This is a genomic window from Streptosporangium sp. NPDC000396, assembly GCF_042898655.1.
GTDB lineage: Bacteria > Actinomycetota > Actinomycetes > Streptosporangiales > Streptosporangiaceae > Streptosporangium.
Genome location: NZ_JBIAZA010000015.1, coordinates 121,878 through 142,082, shown reverse-complemented (window position 1 = coordinate 142,082; position 20,205 = coordinate 121,878). Strand labels below are relative to the sequence as shown.

Below are 20,205 nucleotides of genomic sequence, written 5' to 3'. Positions count from 1 at the left end.
CAATGTGATCGGTTTCCATGCGTCCAGAGTGATTCCCGATCTCGGCTGATTTCGCCTGGATCGAATACAGCGAACGGTGTTGCGGGAGAAGTGTGGCCTGCCGGTTCGCCGTGCTCAGCCGGTTCCTGCCGCGACGAGATGCTCGACGAACAGCGCGGCGGCCGCGGTGGGGGTCGGCAGCGGGTTCCACGCGAGACCGATGGGGCGCTGCTTGGCGGGGGCGAGGGGACGGTAGGCGGGGTCATCGTGCTCAAGCACGGCGGGCCGGGGCAGGATGCCCACGCCGAGACCCGCTCCGATGAGGCCGCGCACGGTGGCGATCTCCTCGCTCTCGAACGCGATGATCGGCTCGAAGCCGGCCTCGTGGCAGAGCCTGTCGATGACCCGGCGCAGGTCGGTTGTGGAGGCGAAGGCGATGAACGGCTCGTCGCGCACGTCCCTGAGCGTCAGTCCTGGGACGGTGGCGAGCGGGTGCTCGACCGGCAGGGCGATGCAGAGCTGCTGCTCCCGCAGCCGGTGCCAGCGCGCGCCGTCCCCCTCCGGCGGCGGGGTGACCAGGGCGGCGTCGATGTCCCCGCGGTGCAGCCAGGCGAACAGCTCCCTGGCGAAGCCCTGGTGCAGCTCGAACCGGATGCCCGGGGTGACGGTCCGGTAGTCGCGGAGGATCTCGGGGACCAGCCAGCGGCCCACCGAGTGCAGGAATCCGAGCCTGATCAGACCGGTGTCCGGGTTGGCCAGCGCGTCGATGCGGCGACGCGCGCCGTCCAGCTCGCTCACGGCCCGGGCGGCGTGTTCGCGGAACAGCGCGCCGAACCGGTTGACGGCGAGCCTGCGCCCGTGCCGGTGGAACAGCTCGACACCCAGATCCGCCTCCAGCCGGGCGAGCGCGCGCGACAGCGTGGACTGGTTGACGCCCTCGATCGCTGCGGTGTCACGCATGTTCTCCGTGTCACACAGCGAGAGGAACCAGTGCAGAGTTTGCAGGTCCATCCAGTCATGATGCGTATTCAGCATCAGTTCCGGCAAATTATGCATTTTGAGCATCAATGATGCTGGGACAGCATCGAACGGTGACCTCGACCCTCGTGCATCAGGTCGCCGCGACCGGATACCGGCCGGGTGATCGCGCCTACAGCCGGATCAGATACGGGCTGATGCTCGGCGGACTGGCGAACTTCCTGGCTCTCTACTACGTCCAGCCGTTGCTGCCCGGCATCGCGGAAGGCTTCCGGGTGTCGGCGTCCGAGTCGACGGCGGTGCTGTCGCTGTCCACGATCACCATGGCCGTCGCGCTCCTGTTCGTCGGCCCGATCTCGGACGCGGTGGGCCGCGTGGTGATCATGCGGGTCTCCCTGGTCGGCTCGGCGGTCCTGGGGATCGCCGCCGCGTTCGCGCCCACCTGGAACGGCCTGCTGATCCTCAGAGGTCTCGAAGGCGTGGCGCTGGCCGGACTCCCGGCGGTGGCTCTGGCCTACCTGCGCGAGGAGGTGCATCACGGGGCCCACCTACGCGCCAACGCCACCTACATCATGGGGACGGCCCTCGGCGGGGCCGCCGGACGCCTGCTTCCCGGGCCGCTCGACGCGCTCTGGGGCTGGGCGGGTGCCAGTGCCGCCATCGGCGGCATCACCCTGCTCTGCGCGATCGGCCTGTGGGTCCTGGTGCCGCCGTCCCAGCGGTTCGAAAGGTCCGGCGGGCGGTCGCGGGGCCTGCTGCGCAACACCGGGCTGACCCTGCGGGACCCCGCCCTGGTGGCCCTGTGCCTGGTCGGAGCGGCCACGATGGGCGCGTTCGTCGGCCTCTACAACGCCCTGGCCTTCCGCCTCCAGGCGGCTCCCTACCTGCTGGGCGGTATGGCCACGCTGGTGTTCGCCGCCTATCCCGTGGGCGTCGCGGCGCCACTCGCCGCCGGACGCCTGGCCGTACGGCGAGGGCGCGGCCCGGCCGCTTTGCTCGGCGTCACACTCCTGCTCGCGGGCGTGTCGCTCACCGCCGCGCCGCAGCTCCCCGCGATCATGATCGGCCTCGGCATGCTGACCTTCGCCTTTCTCGGCGTCCACTCGCTGGTCAGCGGTTGGGTCTCCGACCGGGCCCACCGGATCGGCGTCGGGGTCGGCCAGGCCGCGGGACTGTATCTCCTCGCCTACTACGCCGGGAGTTCGATATTCGGCGCGCTCGCCGCCCACCAGTGGCAGGCGGGAGGGTGGCCCGGCGTGATCGCCGTCTCCGCGACCCTGATCATCAGTGCCGGGCTCCTCATACTCCTGGCTCGCCACTTCGACAAGCAGTGAAAAATTAAAAGTATTGATGTACGTTGACTTCAGATTTCATCGCGACAATGGGCTAAAGCGATTTTTTTCTGAGGTGTGACGATGTTCGATCATGCTCGTCTGGCTGCCCTGCTCGATCGGGAGCGTCGCGAGTTCCGCGAGCGCAACCCGCGTTCGGCGTCCGCGTACGAACAGGCGCGGGCTCATCTGTTCGGCGGCGTGCCGATGACCTGGATGAACAAGTCCGCCGCGGGCTTCCCGCTGTACCTGGCGGAGGCCCGGGGAGCCCGGGTCACCGATCTGGACGGCCACGAGTACGTGGATCTCTGCCTGGGGGACACCGGCGCCATGGCGGGGCACTCGCCGCAGGCCACCGTGGACGCGGTCAACGAACGCTTCGCGCGCCGTGGCGGTGCGACGGTGATGATGCCGACCGAGGACGCGGCCTGGGTCGGGGCCGAGCTGGGCCGGCGCTTCGGCGTGCCGTACTGGAGCTTCTCGCTGACCGCCACCGACGCCAACCGGTGGGCCATCCGCCTGGCTCGGGCGATCACCGGACGGCCCAAGATCCTGGTCAACAGCTACTGCTATCACGGCAGCGTCGACGAGGTCCTCCTCGTGGTCGGCCCGGACGGCGGGCAGGTCTCACGAGAGGGCAACGTCGGCGCTCCCGTCGACCCGACGGTGACCTCGCGGGTGGTGGAGTTCAACGACCTGCCTTCGCTGGAGCGCGAGCTGGCGCACGGCGACGTCGCCGCGGTCCTGATGGAGCCCGCCCTCACCAACATCGGCATCGTGCTGCCCGAATCCGGCTACCTGGACAGGGTGCGCGAGCTGACCCGCCGGTACGGAACCCTGCTCATCAACGACGAGACGCACACGTTCTCGGCCGGTCCCGGCGGCTGCACCGGAGCATGGGGGCTCCAGCCCGACATCGTGACGATCGGCAAGGCGATCGGCGGGGGCATCCCCAGCGGCGGATACGGGCTGTCCGCCGAGGTGGCCGCCCGGATCGAGGGGATGAGCGGTCTCGACCTGGTCGACATGGGCGGAGTGGGCGGCACGCTCGCCGGTAACGCGCTCTCGGTCGCCGCCATGCGGGCGACCCTGGAGCATGTGCTCACAGACGAGGCCTTCACCGGCATGACACGGCTGGCGACCCGCTTCACGAAGGGGGTCCAGGAGGTGATCGACGCGCACGGGCTGCCCTGGTCGGTCACCCAGCTCGGAGCGCGGGCGGAGTACCGGTTCACCAGCCCGGCCCCCCGCGACGGCGGGGAGTCCAACGCGGCCGGTGATCCCGACCTGGACGACTATCTGCATGTCTATCTGGCCAATCGGGGGGTCCTGCTCACGCCGTTCCACAACATGGCGTTGATGTGCCCGGCCACCACCGAAGCCGACGTGGACCTGCACCACGAGGTGTTCGCGGCCGCGGTGGCCGACCTGGTCAGGTGAGCGGGTGGGCGGCGACGGAGGATGATGTGCCGGTGAGCATCGATGAGATCGATCGGATCCTGTTGCGCGAGCTACAGCAGGACGGCCGGATCTCCTACACCGCGCTGGCCGAGATCACCGGGCTGTCCGCGCCTGCCGTACGGCAGCGAGTGCAGCGCCTGCGGGACGAGGGAGTGGTCCAGATCGTCGGGGTCACCGACCCGATGGCACTCGGCCTGCCCGTCATGGCGCTGATCGGCCTGCGCGTCGACAGTGACGTGCACACCGTCGCCGACCGGATCAGGGACCTGACCGGTGTGATCTACGTGGTGCTCACGTCCGGCTCGTTCGACATGTTCGTGGAGGTGGTGTGCAAGGAGCCCGCCGAGTTGCTGGCCATCCTCAACGACCACATCAAGCGGGTCCCCGGCGTCACCCGCGCCGAGGTGTTCACCTATTTCGGGATCCACACGCACCGCTTCGCCTGGCCCGGCTGAGAACCTCCCACGCCTTCACCCGGCCCGGCTGATGATCAAAGCTGCGGCTGTCCCGCTCCGTACGGCGAGGCGCGGGTGAGGGGCCCCGCCTCGCCGTTTCGTCCGGCGTCGTTCCGACGTCGTTCCGACGTCGTTCCGGCGTCGTGCTGTCGGGTGGAACGGGAGCCGGTCATCTCTCGCAGGTGATCAACCGGACGGCCGGGGCCGAGACGATCTGCACATGCTCGACGCCGGGCACCTCGATGTTCACGAAGCCGCCCTCGATCGCGAAGCGGATCGATTCGACCCGGCCCACTCGCAGGCCCTTCCCGTCGATGACCGTGTAGCCGTCCACGAGCTCGACGGAGCCGGTCCTCCACTCCCGGTTCACGCGCGCACCTCGGGGAAGTCGAGCTCGGGCTGAGCCAGGTGGTTGAAGTAGTTCGACAGCGTGTTGAGCGCGACGTGGGCGACGATCTCGGCGAGTTCCGCGTCGGTGACGCCCGCCGAGCGGGCGGCGGCGAGCGTCTCGTCGTCGACTCGTCCCGCCGTGCGCATGATCTCCCGGGTGATCCGCAGTATCGCGTCGGCGTGCGGGTCGGTGTCACGGGCGTCGCGGGTCTGGGTGAGCTCCTCGTCCGTCAGGCCCAGACGCTTGCCGCGCATCGTGTGCGCGCTCACGCAATAGGTGCATCCGTTGTCCTGCGCGACCAGCAGCGCGATCTGCTCGCGGAGCCGGACCGTGAGGACGCCCTTGGTGAGGTGATCGCGCATGGCCAGATAGCCGGACAGGGCGGCCGGGCCGTTGGCGAGCGCCGCGTAGAGGTTGGGCACCCGGCCAAGCTGGCGTCGTGTTTCGTCGAGCAATCCGGTGGGCTCGTCAGTGAGCTGGGGAAGGCGAGGCATCACATCTCCAAAACGGTACCGATCGGTTCCTTGTCGAAGACGGTACCGATCGGTTCCATTTTGGTCAAGGGGCGGATAACATGGGCACATGCCGACCAACGCTCGCGAGCGGCTGCTCGTCACCGCAGAGGAACTCTTCTACGCCGAGGGCATCCGGGCCGTCGGCGTGGAGCGCATACTGAGCGCCTCCGGGGTCGGGCGCGCCTCGCTCTACCGGCATTTCCCGGGTAAGGATGATCTGGTCGTGGCGGTCCTGGAGCGGCGCGACCAGCAGTGGCGCGCCTGGCTGGCCGAGCGGGTGGCCGCACTCGGCGGCGGGCCCCTGAACGTCTTCGACGCGCTGGCCGAGCGCTTCGCCCGTGCCGACTTCCGGGGCTGTGCGTTCATCAACACCATCGTCGAGACCGCGGATCCGGACAGCGCCGCGCACCGGGTCGCCGCCGGCCACAAGGAGCGGGTCACGGCCTACGTCGCCGGGCTTCTCGCCGAGGACGGTCACCCGGACGCCGACGAGCTGGCGCGGGAGCTCGTCCTCCTCGCGGACGGTGCCATCGTCACCGCCCTGCGCGAGCGCACCACGGCTCCCGCCCACCGGGCTCGCGCCGTGGCCGCCGCGCTGCTCGACCGGGGACCGGCGCGCCCGGAGCCGACTCCTGATTCGTGACCTGGCGGGCTCTGGAGTTCTTCTCGCCGATCAGCGGCGGATCGCGTAGTCGCCGAGTGAGGGGCGCAGCAGGTCGAAGCCGCGGCGAGCGGGTTCGGCGAGCTGCCGGGAGATCGACTCGTTGTCCTGCCCGGCCAGAGTGCGGCGAAGGACGTCGTTGAACAGGGTGCGGTGGACCGTGAGGAGCTGACCGGCCGCGAGGCGGGGCGTGAGGTCGTCTCCGGCGGTATGTGTCTCGGCGGCGAGGGTGTCGGCCAGTGCGTCTTCGCGCTGCTCGTGGATCTCCCGGAGCCGGGCCAGCAGCGCGGGACTGCCGACCAACATGGCGGCGAACTCGGGGCCGGAGAAGCCGAGGGCGGGATCGCGGCGCTCAAGTGCCTCAAGGAGGTGGCGGCGGAGCGCGTCAAAGGCGGACTCTCCGGGAGAGCGTCCGGCGACGATCCTGCCGGGGCCGGCGATGAGGTCTTCGTGGATGTCGAGGACCAAATCCTCCTTGCGGGGGAAGTGATTGGTAACGGTCATCTTGGCCACTCCGGCGGCGGTGGCCACCTCGGCGATCGTGGCCTTGTCGAAGCCCCGCTCGATGAACAGCCTCGTCGCGACGTGGGAGATCGCCTCGCGGGTCCGCAGCTTGTTGAGCTGGCGCAAGCTCTGTGTTCCTTCCGTCACGGAACCCACCATACCTCATTGCTTAGGTTCAACCCATATAGTGGGTCTGTAATAAAAATTAGGTTTGACCTAACTAATGTGCTTGACCTAACGTTCTGAGTCTCAGGTTGCCTGCGAGAAAGGAAAACCATGAACTTGCGCATCACCCGAGGCGAAACGCTCCGCCTGTTGAGCGTGCACGCCCACCCCGACGACGAGTCGAGCAAGGGCGCGGCGACACTGGCCCAATACACGGCCGAGGGGGTGGACGTCATGGTCGCCACCTGCACGGGCGGTGAACGCGGCTCCGTGCTCAACCCGCGCATGGACCGGCCCGAGGTCCGGGCGAACCTCGCCGAGCTACGCCGGGCGGAGATGGACGCCGCCCGGGAGATCCTCGGCGTACGGCAGCGCTTCCTCGGCTTCGTCGACTCCGGCCTGCCCCCTGACGGCGAGCCGCTGCCCGAGGGCTGCTTCGCGCTCCAGCCGCTGGAAGCGGCGGCCTTGCCGCTGGTCGCGCTCATCCGGGAGTTCCGCCCGCACGTGGTCGTCACCTACGACGAGACCGGTGGTTACCCGCACCCCGACCACATCAAAGCCCACCAGATCACCGTCGAGGCGTTCGAGGCGGCGGGAGACCCGGATCGTCACCCCGGAACGGGCGCGCCGTGGCAGCCGCTTAAGCTCTACTACCAGGGTGCCTTCTCCCGGCAGTGGTTCCAGGCCATGCACGATGCGATGACCGCCCGCGGGATCGACTCGGGGATGGACGCCATCCTGGCCGACTGGCCCGCCGCCGCGCCCGCCCTCGACATCACGACCCGGGTCGAGTGCGCGGACCACTTCGCCGTACGGGATCGGGCGCTCCTCGCGCACGCCACCCAGATCGACCCGGAGGCGGGCTTCATGGCCCACCCCCGCGAGATCGAGCGGCAGGTCTGGCCGACCGAGGACTACCACCTGGCCCGCAGCCTCGTCGCCGCCCCCATCCCCGAAGAGGATCTCTTCGCGGGCCTGCGTCCCACCTCGTCGGCGACCCGTTAGTCATACTTGATGTGGGTAAGGAAGAAGTCCCGGCACGCTTGCCGGAGGGCGGACGGACCGCCGTGTCATGTTGATCGTGCTGATCGGCCTGATGGCCGTCGCGAACCTTGCCTGCGCCGTGGCGCCGAGCTTCGCCGTCGTGCTCGTGTCGCGGCTCGCGGTCGGGGTGAGCGTCGGTGGGTTCTGGGCGATCGCGGGTGGCCTCGCGCTCCGGCTGGTGCCCGAAGAGCATGTCGCCCGCGCCGCCGCCGTGATCTTCGGCGGGGTGTCGACCGCCTCCGTCGTGGGCGTGCCGGCCGGAACGCTCATCGGAGAGGTCAGCGACTGGCGGTTCGCGTTCGGCGTGGTGGGAGCCGTGGGACTGGTCGCCCTGGGGTGCCTGGTCTTCCTCGTGCCCGGGTTGCCGTCCATGCAGACGATCGCTTTCGGCGAGCTGCCACGGCTGCTGCGGGTGCCTGCCGTACGGATCGGCCTGATTCTGACGTTCTTGCTGATCACCGGGCACTTCGCCGCCTACACCTTCGTCCGCCCGATCTTGCAGGAGGTGTCCGGGATCGAGCCGGGCCTCATCGGCTTCCTCCTGTTCGGCTACGGCATGGCGGGGATCGCCGAGAACTTCGTCGCCGGAACCCGCGTCGCCCGCGATCTGCGGGGCACGCTCCTCGGCATCACCCTCGCCCTCACCGCCGTCATCGCGCTGCTGGCCATGGCCGGGGGGAGGCCCGTCACCGGGGTCGTCCTGCTGGTCGCCTGGGGCCTGTCCTACGGGGGCGTGTCGGTGAGCCTGCAGACCTGGATACTCAGGGCCGCACCCCAGGCGACCGAGGCCGCCTCATCCCTGTTCGTCGCCATCTTCAACCTGTCCATCGCGCTCGGAGCGCTGCCCGGCATGCTGTTCGAGATCGACGCCACCGCCGTCCGCTCCTGACGGTGACACCGGGCCAGAAGGGGGACACGTTCGTCGCGGGGGCGAGGTCAGCCATGACGGCCATGAGAGCCGGCGGCCCCGTCGGCCTCCCGCGCGGTGTCGCGGCGTTTTCACTGTTCGAGCAGGGACTTCCGCAGGTGGGCCGTCTTCGCGGGTCCGAGGCGGCTTCAGATTGGGCATTGACGAAAATTAATTACCTGTTATTCATGGGACAGGTCAGAAAATTTCATGACAGTTCCATCATCAGATCGGGGGATCGTCGGGGCTCACCCTAGGAGGACGCGCATGGCGCGCAGCCAGTCCGCTGAACCGCCCGTCGACTTACTCGGACCCGTCCAGGGAGAAGTTTCCTGGTTCTGCTGCGGCGCGGCATGGGGGCCGTGCAGCAGCACCGGCAGGGGAGCCTGCGGCACATGCAACTCCGGGAACCTGCAGCATGCCTGGCCCAACACCTCCGACGCCTGCTGGGCGATCACCCGGCCGGACAGCTGTGGCGTCGGACTGTCCCGGAGGACCTGCGGTTTCCGTCACCGGACCACCGCGTTGTGCGGCGGCGCCAGCGTCATCACCTCCATCGCCGACTGCGGCCCGCAGACGGACCTGTTCTGCGGCGAACGCAGCTGCTGCGGCGCGACCTGCGCCAGTAACCGGCTGATCGACCTGACCCCTGCGGCCTACAGCCGGATCGCCAGCCTCTCGACCGGCCTTCGCCCCTGCGAGATCTCGACCCCCTAGGAGGCCGCCGATGACCAGCAGAAGGCAACTGCTCAAGTCCGCCGTGCTCGGGGGCGGGGCCGGCGTCGTCGCCGCGACCACGCTGGGATCGCTCGGTCCGGAGGCGGCCTTCGGTGACGCGGCACCCCAGGTCGAGCCCGGCACGCCCGACCCCGACTTCGCCGAGGGCCGCATCCGCGCCATCAGGGGCAACACGCTCCTCGTCCTGGGATCGAACTGGGTGTTCCATCGCATCAGGGTCGTCGACGGCACGAGCCTGTGGAAGCTGGGTCCCGTCGCCTTCGACCAGGCCAAGCCCGGTGACGGGCTCTACGCCCGGGGTGTTCGCATGCCGGACGGGGTGCTCGCCGCCGAATCGGTGTGGCTCAACATCGTCAACGTCAAGGGCCACGTCCGGAACATCACCAGCGAGAAGATCCACCTCGACCACGGCGGGCAGGAGATCCTCTGCCACGTCGTGGCGGGCACCTCGGTCGCAATCTATTCCGACTCACCGCCCTCCGCCGACCTGTCGCCGCTGCGCGTGGGACAGCACGTGCAGATCCTGGGCGCCTGGCGGCCGGATACCAACGAGGTCGACATCGCCACCGTCTTCTCCCCTCACTAGGAGCGACAGATGCATGGGGTCGCCGCGCTGCAGCCGTACGTGATCGGTCCCTTCCTGCTCTGGGCGGCCCTGATGAAGCTGCTCAGCCGGCGGACGCGGGCGCAAGCCGGGCGGACGGCCCTGGCCCGGCTGGTCGGCTCGGCGCGTGCGGTCCCCGCGCTCCGGCTCGTCGGGGTGGTGGAGCTCGCGGTGGCGGCCGCGTTGCTGCTGCCTCCGGCCCTGCCCGTGGAGGGTGCGGCCGCCGCCGGGCTCTCCGCGGGATTCCTCGCGTATCTCACCTACTCGCACCTGGCCGCGCCCGCTTCTTCGTGTGGCTGCCTGGGCGCACACTCTCGTCCCGTGAACTGGCGCGGCTTCGTCCGGGCGGGCCTCATGCTCGCCGCGAGCATCGCGGCGGTCTGGGCGCGGCCGTACGCGATGGACCCGCCACTCGTGATCCTGGGCCTGGTGGAGATCGCCGCCCTGCTGGGGTTCTCGGCGGAGCTGGACCGCCACTGGCTCACGCCTCTGCGCCGGCTTCTCGTACGGCTGCGCGAACCGCTCGCCGTACCCCTGCCGCAGGAGATCCCGCTGGAGGTCTCGCTGCGCCTGCTATACCTCAGCCCCGCTTACTGCTCGGCGTCCGCGCAGCTCACCTCGGACATCCAGGACGTATGGGACGAGGACGGCCTGCGGTTCGTGGTCTACGCGGCTCACGGGCGGACGGCGGTCTTCGCCGTTCCCCTCTCCGGCGGCGACCCGTCGGCCGTCCGCGTCGCCGTCATCGACGAGCCCGCGCTCGCCTGACGTCTCATACCGGTCATACCGGCTCGACGCCCGTGAACGACCACGCCCGTGAACGACCACGCCCGTGAACGACCACGCGCCTCCGCTCGCAACGCCGGTTTCACGTGCGCGTGTCGCGCCGGTCGACGCGGTGGGCGGCCAAGCGGTCGGGGCTCGGCCAGTGCACGCCGTACGCCCAGCGCGCCCGCTCGAACCAGCGGATCAGCCGGGCGCTCGGGTCGAGCTGGCCCCTGAGCACCCCGTGCCGGGCGCAGGTCGGCTCCATGTGGTGCCAGTTGTGCCAGCCCTCGCCGAGCGTCAGCATCGCCACCCACCGCACGTTCGACGAGCGGTCCCTGGTCCGGAACGGGCGCTCGCCGAAGGTGTGCGCGACGGAGTTCACCGACCACGTGACGTGGTGCACCACGGCGTAGCGGACCAGCCCGCCCCAGAAGAAGGCGGTCCACGCGCCCGCCCACGACATCGACCACAGCCCGCCCGCCGCGGCGGGCAACGCGAACGACAGCGCCACGACGGCCGGGTAGGCGGCGTCGAACCGGCGCACGTCCGGATCGGCCAGCAGGTCCGGCACCCAGTGCCGGCGGCTGGAGCGCCGGCGCGCGGTGTAGAACCAGCCGACGTGGGCGTGCGCCATGCCGCGCAGCAACGCCAGGCCGCCGTCGCCGTAACGCCACGGCGAGTGCGGGTCGCCGTGGCGGTCGGCGTACTTGTGGTGACGGCGGTGTTCGGCCGCCCACAGCGTGAGCGGACCCTCGACCGCCATGCCGCCGGCCAGCATGAGCGCGACGCGCAGCGGTCTGCGGCACTTGAAGGCCCGATGGGTGAAGAGCCGGTGGTAGCCGATGGCGATCCCGAAGATGCTGACCAGGTACATCACGACCGCGATGACCACGTCGCGCGGGCCGATGCCCCATCCCCAGGCGGCGGGCACGGCCAGGGCCAGGAGCAACACGGGAAGCACCACGAGGACGACCAGGTAGGCGGTGCGGCGACCGGTGGTGACCGTCACCGTCTCCGCCGTGCCTGGCCTGGGCTGCGGGATGGGCGACGAGGTCACGCTACCTCCCATGATCGGCGGAGACGATTCGGCTCCTCATTCAACGGCCGTGTCCCCCGATCGCGGCAATGGCCTCGAAGTGACGAACCCATCACTCAGAGGAAGCAAAACAATCCGCACGGTAGTCATCAGGAAACGGGTACGGCGTGCCTAGATTGTGGCTACACAACGTGACGATCAACGTGGCGATCTCTGTTCGCCACGGTTTCAGGTGGAGGGGCCTACGGCATGGGTGCTGTCGATCAGGCGACCACGGGCGGCTATCTGGAGAGATACGACGAAGCCCTGGCCCGCGACCCGATGTCCGCGTTCGGCCTCGTCCGCGAGTGGATGCGCACCGACTGGCGCGCCCTGTTCGCCGAGCTCCGCGAGCGACGCCCGATCTTCGTCACGCCCGCCTTCACGGTCGTGACCCGCTTCGCCGACGTCACCGAGGTGCTCTCCCGCGAGGAGGTCTTCTCGGTCCGCGCCTTCGGCCCGCGCCTCGACGCCGCGCTGGGCGGCCCGTTCATGCTGGGCTGGGACGCCACCCCGATGAACTGGCGGGACAAGGGGCTGATGCAGGTCATGCTCGACCCGCGCGACGCGGCCGACGTGCGCGGGCTGGCGGGGCGCCTCGCCGACGAGGCGCTCGACGCCGCCTGGCCGTACGGCCGCGTCGAAGCGGTTCACGAGCTGTTCCGCCACGTCGCCCTGGGCGTGTGCGCGGAATACTTCGGCTTCCCCGGCCCCGATCCGCAGACCCTGTCGCGGTGGACGCGGGCCATCGTCACCGACGGCTTCGCCAACTTCCTCGGCGATCCGGAGATCCAGGCCGCATCGGTCCGCGCGGGCTCGGAGATGGTGGAGCACCTGCGGGGGCGGCTCGCCGAACGCAGGGCCGCGCTGCGGGCGGGGCAGGACCCGCCCGACGACGTCTTCGCCCGGCTCGCCGGCACCGCCCTGCCCGCCGGGATCGGCGTCGACGACGAGCGCATCGTGATCAACATGGCCGGACTGCCCCTGGGGTTCGTGGAGAGCGCGCCCGGAGCCATGACCGAGGCGACCGAGCAGCTCCTGCTGCGCCCGCAGGTGCTGGCGCGGGCCGTCGAGGCCGCCGCCGGCTCCGACCCCGCGCGCTTCGACCACTACGTCTGGGAGGCGCTGCGGTTCAACCCGTTCTTCAAGCTGCTTCCCCGGCTGTGCGAGCGCGACCACATCCTGGCCGCCGGCACCCCGCGCCGCACGGCGATCCCCGCGGGCACGCTCGTGCTCGCCGCACCGGCCTCGGCCATGTTCGACGCTGACGTGGTGGCGGAGCCCGGCGAATTCCGCCTCGGCCGCCCGAGCCACCACCACCTGTTCTTCGGACACGGCCACCACGCCTGCCTCGGCGTGCATCTCGCCAGGGTCGTCATCTGCGAAACCGTACGCCGCCTGCTGCTGCGTCCCGGCGTGCGCCTGCTCCCGCCGCCGGAAGGGCGGATCGTCCGCGCCGCCGGGATCTTCCCCGACCGGTTCGTCCTCGGGCTCGGCTCCCAAGGCCGGGAGGGATGACCATGCCGGGCAGGGTGAGGGCGCGGAGCATCGCCACGGACGGGGCCGCCAACCGGCTCAGGTTCCTGGCCCTGACCAGCGGCCGGCCGTTCTGGGATCTCGTCCAGGCCGTCCAGCCGGTACGGCGTCGCCTCAACGCCTCGCTGATCGACCACGCGATCCGCGAGATGCCGCCACGGCCCGAGCCGTTGAGCACGATGGCCGACTACACCTCGTGGGCCTCGCTGACCGACCGCACCTACAGCGGCCGGCATGTGCCTCCCGTCGCCGCGGACGAGAGCGGCAGGCCCACCCCCGAGTGCGCCGCCGACCTGTTCACCCGCGGCGAGACCATGATCCCCTGCCCCCGCTCCACGGTGCTGTTCGCCTATTTCGCCCAGTGGTTCACCGACGGCTTCCTGCGCGGTGACACCAACACCCCGCGCGACCCCCGTAAGAACAGCTCCAACCACCACATCGACCTGAACCAGGTCTACGGCCTCCACAAGGAGGCGACGGCCGCGCTGCGCGCGTTCGACGGCGGGCTGCTCAAGAGCCAGCTCATCAACGGCGGGGAGTTCCCGCCCTACCTGTGCGAGAACGGCAAGATCAAACCGGAGTTCGCCCCGCTGCGCGTCGTGCGCTTCGCGGAGCTCACCGAGGCGCAGCGCGACACCCTGTTCGCGACCGGAAGCGACCGGGGCAACATCCAGATCGGCTTCACCATGCTCACGGTGCTGTTCCTACGCGAGCACAACAGGGTGGCCCGCCTGCTCGCCGAGCATTACCCGCACTGGGACGACGAGCGCTTGTTCCAGACGGCGCGCAACATCCTCATCGCGCTGCTGATCAAGCTGGTGGTCGAGGAATACATCAACCACATCACCCCCTACCACTTCCGCTTCACCCTGGATCCGCGGCTGTCGGCGATGCTGGCCGGCGCGCCCTGGCACCGGGAGAACTGGGCCTCGGTGGAGTTCAACCTCGTCTACCGCTGGCACGGCCTGATCCCCTCCCGGCTGTCGGTGGGCGGGCGCGAGCTGCCGATGGCGCAGACCCTGACCGGCGGCGCGCTGATCCCCGAGCCAGGCCTCGGCCGCCTCTTCGAGGACGCCTCCCGGCAGCGCGCCGGGCGCATCGGCCTGTTCAACACCGACCCCCTCCTGCGGGAGGTCGACGTGGCCAGCATCGCCGACTCGCGCGCCCTCCACCTGGCCCCCTACAACAGCTACCGCGAGCACTGCCGCTTCCCCCGGGTGCGCGCCTTCGAGCAGGTCTCCGGCGACGAGCGGGTCAGCGGCGCGCTGCGCGAGCTCTACCGCGGCGTCGACGACCTCGACCTGTACGTCGGCCTGTTCGCCGAGGAGCCCGGGGCGCCCAACGCCATACTGCCGCCGCTGCTGACAAAGATCATCGCCATCGATGCCTTCTCCCAGGCACTGACCAATCCGCTGCTGGCCCCGCGGGTGTTCAACACCGCGACCTTCTCCCCGCACGGCATGCGGATCATCGCGACCACGCGAACGCTCTCGGATGTGCTGCATCGCAACATCCCGGAGGACCCGCGCCCCCGTTTCGTCAGCATGACCCGGCGAGCGGAGCCGTGAGAGGGGAAACCGGCTCGGTCGCCGGACTGCTGCGCACCGCGGCCCGCGAGCTGGTCGACGTCGGGGTCACGATCCAGGAGGCGGCGGCCCACGCCACGGCCGCGCTCACCGACGGCGCCGCGCTCGGCGCCCTGCCACGCGCCCCCTCGGCGGGCTACCTGGCCCACCGCGCGCTGCTGCGCGCGGTCACGAACGGCAAGGGGCTCGGACACGCGTTCGCCGGTGGCCGGTTGGGCACCCTGGCCGCCAAGCTCGGCGTCATGGCGGGTGCGGAGAGCCTGGCCGTCCGCGTGCTGGCCACCTCACTGCGGCTGCGGATCGCAGCCGTCGCCGCCGACCACCCCGAACTGGCCGGCGACCCCATGATCGGCCGGCTCATCGAGGCGGCCGCCGCCGACCGCGACCTGGAGGCCGTCCGCGCGCTGCGCGCCTTGCTGAGAGACCGCGGCGGGGTGCGCACCCTCAGCGAGCTCGCCCCGGTCTTCGGCGAGGTCCTCGCCCTGCGGGCGCTGCTGGACGAGAACCCGCTCAACGACACCGCCGCCTGGCTGATCGCGACGGGAAAGGGTTACGCCACCGCCGACCCGGTCATCGGCATGAGCAACAGGGCCGTCGCCGTCCTCGACACAGGAGAGGGGGCCGCGCGGCGGGCCGACCTGGTCGCCGCCGAGTCCGCGCGGCTGAGCTCGCAGGGGTCCCTACTCGGGTTTCTGCGCAACATCGGTGTGATCGGCACGACGGGACGGGTGCTCGTCCAGAGCGTCGAGGGCCCCGACGGAGTGGTGCGCCACGTCGTCCAGGCCCCCGGGATGCGGGCGGGACGGCCCGACGGCGACTCGCCCCAGGACCTGCTCGGCGCCTTCAGCAGCGCCGTGCTGGCCAGCAGCCCCTACAGCCGCGCGCTGGCGAAGGCCGTCGACGACTACGGCCTGCCCCAGGGGGCCGAGCTGGCCCTGGTCGGGCACAGCGCGGGCGGCGCGGCCATCATGAACCTGGCGCAGGACCCGGAGTTCTGCGCCCGCTACACCGTCACCCACGCCGTCGCCGTCGGCTCGCCCGTCGACTTCAAGAAGCCCGCCGACCCGCGCACCTGGGTCGCCAGCGTCACCAACCAGCACGACATCATTCCCACCCTCGACGGGCAGGGCGCGGGCGGCTGCTTCGACCTGCACCCTGACTGGTACGTGGTCGACTACTTCGACTCCACCCACCTGTTCCCGCTCTGCCACAGCATCGAGCACTACATCGCCAACCTCGCCGACGACCTGCCCGAGGCCTGCGAGCGGATCGACGGGCGGCTCGCGCCGTACCGCGGTCCGGTCGTGCGCTCGCAGGCATACCTGCTGTCCGACCGGGCCCCCCGCGCCGAGGGCCGCTCCTTTCTCACCGTGCCCACCTCCACGGTGGACGGCGCGGAGGGAACGGTCGAGCTGCCGATCAGGTGCCGGCCACCTGACCGGAGGGACCGGATGCCGGCCGAACCCGCAGCGATCATCGTTCACGCCACGGTCATGCGGTCTGACGCCGGCGCACTCGCCGAGTGCGCCGAACGCCTGCGTGAGATCGAGGCCAGGCTGGAGGCCGGCGGCGCCGCGCCGCCATGGCTGCGCGAGTCGGTGAACGCTCACCGCACCGCCTGCGACGCGGCCGCCGCCGATCTGGCGGAGGCCGCGGCACGGCTGCGTCACTTCGCCGAGCGGGCACGCCTCTGACGCGTCCAGCGCCTGCTCGGACCGTCTCCGCTCTCGGACCGTCTCCGCTCAGGCGTCGGCGCTCAGATCGTCGCCGTTTCTGCTCAGGCGTCGGCGCTCAGGCCGGCGCCGGTGAGCTCGCCGCTCGGACCGGCGCCAGACTGCTGCCGCTGTTCGGACGGGTGCCGGTCAGCCCGCCTCGTGCACGGCCCGTGCCGCGCTGAGCCCCGACTCCAGCGCGCCCTCGATCCACGCGTGCCACAGCGAGCAGTGTTCGCCGGCGAAGTGCACGCGGCCCTCCGGGGCGATGATCGCATCGTGCAGGCTGGTCTGCTGATGCGGCTCGAACAGGGCGAAGGCGCCGGCCGCGTAGGGGTCGTCGTACCAGGCGTGCGTGACGCCGAACTCGAAGTGGTCGTGGATCTCAGGATGGATCTTGGCGACGTCTTCGAGTGCCTGCTCGATCCGCTTCTGCGGCGACATCGCGCCCCACCGCAGCGCGTCCTGTCCCCAGGTGTAGCTGGCCAGCAGGACCGAGCGGTCGTCGGGGGCGGGGTGCGAGGGGTAGCAGATGCGCCGGATCGGCAGGTCGGTGACCGTGGTTCCGCCGACGATGCCGTCGCTCTGCTCCCAGAACGGCCGTCGCACCTGGAAGAGAATCTTGGTGGAGGCGTTGTAGTTCAGCTCGCGGATGGCACGCTGCTTGCGGCGGGAGAAGGCGGGCCTGGTCTCGACGTCGCGCAGCACCGAGAAGGGAATCGTGCAGATGGCGTAGTCGCCGGTGAACGTCGTCTTGCCCGAGGCGGTTCGGACGTGCAGGGTGACCGAGTGGTCGTCCTGCTCGATGGCGGTGACCTCGTGGCCGAACCGGATGTGGTTTTTGAGCTCCTGGTAGAAGGCGGCCGGCAACCGGTCGGAGCCGCCCTCGATCTCCTGCATGTCCTCGAAGGCCCGCCCGATGATCTCGCGGAACTGCTCGATGATCGCCGCGTTGAGATTGGTCTCGCGGAAGCTCATGACGCCGTAGAGCTCGATGGCCCCTTCGGAGAAGCCGCGCTCGCTCAGGAAGCTGCGGATGGAGTAACGGTCGTACTCGGCGCAGATGCGGTCGAGCGCGCCCTCGCCCTCCTTCGCGTAGAGGTCGTGGATCTCCTGCGTGGCGCTGCGCCACAGATCCTCGTAGGTGCGGCCGCGCTCGTGCTCGGCCAGACCGAAGTCGATGATCTCGGGGTTGTCGTTCAGCTCTTTGATCGTGGTCCTGACACCCTGGATGTAGGCCAGGGTGCCGGGGTTGCCCATGACGAACGGGCGCAGGGCCAGCCCGAATCGCCGGCAGTAGGCCAGCGTGAGGTCGTGCACGCGCGGGATCCGCATCGCGCCCGCTTCGGCGTACAGGCCGGGCGCGAAGCCGCGCAGGGTGAGCACGCGCCCGCCGACCCGCTGCTGGGCCTCCAAGACGACGGGCTCATGGCCCTGACGCATCAGCTCGTAGGCGGCGACCAGGCCGGCCATCCCGCCGCCGATGATCAGCACGCGCTTGCGGGGCCGGCCACCGGCGGCCAGCCCGTGCTCGGCCGTCGCGACCAGGTCCGCCGGCACTCTGAGGTCGTGGCTCGGTTTGGGCGCTCCCGCGTCCGCTGACTCGGGGGGCATGGCGGAGCCGAGCGCCGCCGACATCGACCGGTTCTCTTTCAGGACGTCACACTCCTTAATGATTACTCAAAGCAACTATATGATTGCTTTAAGTAATGCTGCTTGCCAAGAGGTGACCCGGGTTTGTTCGGACCGGTGTCGCGTCGAACTCTGGACAATGCCCACGAAATGGGGCTTCTCGCGGCTGCGCGGCCTGGATGACCGGGGCTTGTGTCCCCGGCCGGTCATGGTCCGGCCGCCCGGCGACGGTGTCGTGGCGTCCGGTGTGATGGCGCTCGGTGTCGTGACGCCTTGAAGGTGCCGTGATGTCTTGAAGGCGGTCGAGCTGCCAGTGCCGTGGCTGAGGCCGGGGTGTCGCGGCTTGGGATGAATGGGAGATTTAACCTATCTATTTTCATAAATGAGCGCTAGCCTCCTCTCTGACTCGCATCGACTGGAGGTGGGAGCGTGGTGTCACCCACTGCGCCCTTGATGGTGAAGACCATGCGGGAGAAGCGGTCCGCCGTAGCCGTACGGTGCGGTAATCCGCCGTCTCGGCTCGGATGCGATCGCACGCCGCCGCCCCGCGTGCCGTGCGGGCCGGGCTTCGTGATCCCTCCTCATGCCCTTCGGGAACGCGATCGCGTTCGGGGGCCACGGGTCGTTCCTGGGCGTAACCGATGCCCCATGGGGAGATTCGTTAACTCAATTTCATTATTGGAGGAAGGGGCGGGGGCTCAAGAGCCTCGACGGCGGCACTGTGGCGGATCAGGCATGGAGGCGCTGCCCGGCCGGCCGTGTCGTCGCCCTCGCGGCGCCGGAGGTCGAGGGCGGACGTGGCGGCGTTCCGTACGGCCTCCCCGCGCTTGGGCCGCAGGGCGATCGCCTTCTTCGGTCGAGCTCAATACCGTGTCTGACCTGTAGAAAGTCGTCGGCATGGGCACGGCGAGGCGCCCGTGCCGCCCCTCCGGCCCGAGAACCGCCTCCGCGGCGCCCTCCGGAGAGCGGGTCGTCGAACGGCCGGTCCGTGTTCACCTGTTCGTTCGCCCCATTTTAAGGAGCAGTAAAATGTCACGCACTACATTTACTAAAATGTCCAACATTAAATTAGTTTCAGCTGTCCTGTCCGCTTTCCTGGTCGCCGCCGCGACTCCGCCCGCGCACGCCGCGTCCAAGGCCGACGACGTCAGGGTCCTCGCGTGGAACATCTGGCACGGCGGCAAGGACCCGGCCGTGGGCGGGGAGGCCAACCTGCCGCTGCTGATCGACCAGCTCGCCGACATCGCGCCTGACGTCTTCCTGTCCATCGAGACGTACGGCTCCGCAGAGGACCTCCGTGCGGGGCTGAGCGCCGAAGCGGGCAAGGGCGAGTACACCGCGACCCGGATCACCTCCAGGACGAACGACAACCTGTGGATCTTCACCCACTACCCGATCACGCAGGTGTACCCCAAGCCGGTCGGCGGCATCATCAACGACTTCTACTTCGGAGGCATCCGGGTCAAGCTGCCCAGCGGGCGGGAGGCCAACTTCTTCGACACCTGGCTCAACTACTCCGACCCGTGGGTCGGCGACATGATCGACGCCAACGCCGCGGCGATCCAGAAGGGCGAGGCGCAGCCGTACACCGCCGAGCAGGTCGTCAAGGGCGACACCCAGGTGCAGCTGCCCCAGATCACCGACATCATCCACAACCACCTGCCGGCCATGCTCGCGGGCAACACCGACCCGGTGATCCTCGGCGGTGACTTCAACACCCTGCCCGCCGCCGACTGGACCCGGGGCGGCGCCCACTGCCACTACGGCCTTTCCTACGATCTGCAGGCGACCGACGTGGTCACCGACGCGGGCTTCGTCGACACCTACCGTGCCGCCAACCGCAACGTGTGCAAGTCGCCGGGCAAGACCTGGAGCCCTCAGCCGGACTACGACTACATGATCACCAAGGACCGGATCGACTTCATCTTCGCCAAGGGCACGGGCGTGAAGGTGCGTGACTCCTTCACCGTCGACCAGCGGCTGGCGAGCCACGGGCCGGGCAAGTTCTACTCCGACCACGCGGCCATGGTCACCGACCTGCGGATCTCGCGCTAGGGCGGAGAAGCGGAAGTCCTGCCGGGGCGGTGGTGACCCGGCAGGACACGGTGACCCGGTCTCGTCTCAGGCGGATAATCGGATAACGCAGATAGGATGACGCGGCAA

Annotated in this window: 18 protein-coding genes and 1 pseudogene; 13 read left to right on the top strand and 6 right to left on the bottom strand. The window is 69.8% G+C overall.

Annotated elements, in window-relative coordinates:
* Window positions 1–114 precede the first annotated feature (114 nt).
* A complete protein-coding gene (locus ACFY2X_RS24760; RefSeq protein WP_389941537.1) occupies window positions 115–990 on the bottom strand; it encodes a LysR family transcriptional regulator in 876 nt (291 codons plus the stop codon).
* A gap of 80 nt (window positions 991–1,070) precedes the next feature.
* Between ACFY2X_RS24760 and ACFY2X_RS24755 the strand changes: the two genes are divergently transcribed.
* The 3 genes from ACFY2X_RS24755 (at window position 1,071) to ACFY2X_RS24745 (ending at window position 4,204) form a co-directional block, all read left to right on the top strand.
* Window positions 1,071–2,291 carry an MFS transporter gene (locus tag ACFY2X_RS24755; RefSeq protein ID WP_389941534.1) on the top strand — a complete coding sequence of 407 codons (1,221 nt, stop codon included), beginning with the start codon at window positions 1,071–1,073 and terminating at the stop codon, window positions 2,289–2,291.
* A gap of 81 nt (window positions 2,292–2,372) precedes the next feature.
* Window positions 2,373–3,728, top strand: a complete 1,356-nt coding sequence (locus tag ACFY2X_RS24750) for a transaminase (RefSeq protein WP_389941531.1) — start codon at window positions 2,373–2,375, stop codon at window positions 3,726–3,728.
* 32 nt (window positions 3,729–3,760) lie between these two features.
* Entirely contained in the window at window positions 3,761–4,204 is a 444-nt protein-coding gene (locus ACFY2X_RS24745) for an Lrp/AsnC family transcriptional regulator (RefSeq protein ID WP_389941528.1), read from the top strand.
* A gap of 169 nt (window positions 4,205–4,373) precedes the next feature.
* Here the strand turns inward: ACFY2X_RS24745 and ACFY2X_RS24740 are convergent, their stop codons facing one another.
* On the bottom strand, window positions 4,374–4,574 hold the full coding sequence (locus ACFY2X_RS24740) for a hypothetical protein (RefSeq protein ID WP_389941525.1): 201 nt from the start codon (window positions 4,572–4,574) through the stop codon (window positions 4,374–4,376).
* Entirely contained in the window at window positions 4,571–5,089 is a 519-nt protein-coding gene (locus tag ACFY2X_RS24735) for a carboxymuconolactone decarboxylase family protein (RefSeq protein WP_389941521.1), read from the bottom strand. The genes ACFY2X_RS24740 and ACFY2X_RS24735 overlap by 4 nt, the downstream gene beginning before the upstream one ends.
* A gap of 88 nt (window positions 5,090–5,177) precedes the next feature.
* Here ACFY2X_RS24735 and ACFY2X_RS24730 point away from each other — a divergent pair, with 88 nt between their 5' ends.
* Window positions 5,178–5,753 carry a TetR/AcrR family transcriptional regulator gene (locus ACFY2X_RS24730; RefSeq protein ID WP_389941518.1) on the top strand — a complete coding sequence of 192 codons (576 nt, stop codon included), beginning with the start codon at window positions 5,178–5,180 and terminating at the stop codon, window positions 5,751–5,753.
* A gap of 30 nt (window positions 5,754–5,783) precedes the next feature.
* On the opposite strand, the gene ACFY2X_RS24725 is transcribed toward ACFY2X_RS24730, so the two are convergent.
* Complete coding sequence (locus ACFY2X_RS24725; protein WP_389941515.1) at window positions 5,784–6,422, bottom strand: TetR/AcrR family transcriptional regulator; 639 nt, start codon at window positions 6,420–6,422, stop codon at window positions 5,784–5,786.
* Window positions 6,423–6,551: 129 nt separating this feature from the next.
* On the opposite strand from ACFY2X_RS24725, the gene mca reads away from it, so the two are divergent.
* From mca to ACFY2X_RS24700, 5 genes and pseudogenes are all read left to right on the top strand, one after another.
* Window positions 6,552–7,445, top strand: coding sequence for a mycothiol conjugate amidase Mca (gene mca / locus ACFY2X_RS24720; RefSeq protein WP_389941513.1), 894 nt, complete (start codon window positions 6,552–6,554; stop codon window positions 7,443–7,445).
* Between the two features lie 61 nt (window positions 7,446–7,506).
* Window positions 7,507–8,373, top strand: a pseudogene (locus ACFY2X_RS24715) (MFS transporter); the annotation flags it as partial.
* A 285-nt stretch (window positions 8,374–8,658) separates the two neighbouring features.
* Window positions 8,659–9,108, top strand: coding sequence for a hypothetical protein (locus tag ACFY2X_RS24710; protein WP_389941510.1), 450 nt, complete (start codon window positions 8,659–8,661; stop codon window positions 9,106–9,108).
* Between the two features lie 10 nt (window positions 9,109–9,118).
* Entirely contained in the window at window positions 9,119–9,715 is a 597-nt protein-coding gene (locus ACFY2X_RS24705; RefSeq protein ID WP_389941507.1) for a cell wall protein, read from the top strand.
* 9 nt (window positions 9,716–9,724) lie between these two features.
* On the top strand, window positions 9,725–10,501 hold the full coding sequence (locus tag ACFY2X_RS24700; RefSeq protein WP_389941505.1) for a MauE/DoxX family redox-associated membrane protein: 777 nt from the start codon (window positions 9,725–9,727) through the stop codon (window positions 10,499–10,501).
* Between the two features lie 100 nt (window positions 10,502–10,601).
* On the opposite strand, the gene ACFY2X_RS24695 is transcribed toward ACFY2X_RS24700, so the two are convergent.
* Complete coding sequence (locus tag ACFY2X_RS24695; RefSeq protein ID WP_389941502.1) at window positions 10,602–11,570, bottom strand: acyl-CoA desaturase; 969 nt, start codon at window positions 11,568–11,570, stop codon at window positions 10,602–10,604.
* A gap of 216 nt (window positions 11,571–11,786) precedes the next feature.
* Between ACFY2X_RS24695 and ACFY2X_RS24690 the strand changes: the two genes are divergently transcribed.
* The 3 genes from ACFY2X_RS24690 to ACFY2X_RS24680 are packed head-to-tail and all read left to right on the top strand — an operon-like array spanning window position 11,787 to window position 16,392.
* A complete protein-coding gene (locus ACFY2X_RS24690) occupies window positions 11,787–13,094 on the top strand; it encodes a cytochrome P450 (RefSeq protein ID WP_389941499.1) in 1,308 nt (435 codons plus the stop codon).
* A 2-nt stretch (window positions 13,095–13,096) separates the two neighbouring features.
* On the top strand, window positions 13,097–14,680 hold the full coding sequence (locus ACFY2X_RS24685; RefSeq protein WP_389941496.1) for a peroxidase family protein: 1,584 nt from the start codon (window positions 13,097–13,099) through the stop codon (window positions 14,678–14,680).
* A complete protein-coding gene (locus ACFY2X_RS24680; protein WP_389941493.1) occupies window positions 14,677–16,392 on the top strand; it encodes a hypothetical protein in 1,716 nt (571 codons plus the stop codon). Before ACFY2X_RS24685 ends, ACFY2X_RS24680 begins: the two co-directional genes overlap by 4 nt.
* 168 nt (window positions 16,393–16,560) lie before the next feature.
* On the opposite strand, the gene ACFY2X_RS24675 is transcribed toward ACFY2X_RS24680, so the two are convergent.
* On the bottom strand, window positions 16,561–18,048 hold the full coding sequence (locus ACFY2X_RS24675; protein ID WP_389941490.1) for a flavin monoamine oxidase family protein: 1,488 nt from the start codon (window positions 18,046–18,048) through the stop codon (window positions 16,561–16,563).
* A 1,047-nt stretch (window positions 18,049–19,095) separates the two neighbouring features.
* Here ACFY2X_RS24675 and ACFY2X_RS24670 point away from each other — a divergent pair.
* Window positions 19,096–20,097, top strand: coding sequence for an endonuclease/exonuclease/phosphatase family protein (locus ACFY2X_RS24670; protein ID WP_389941487.1), 1,002 nt, complete (start codon window positions 19,096–19,098; stop codon window positions 20,095–20,097).
* Window positions 20,098–20,205: the final 108 nt, after the last annotated feature.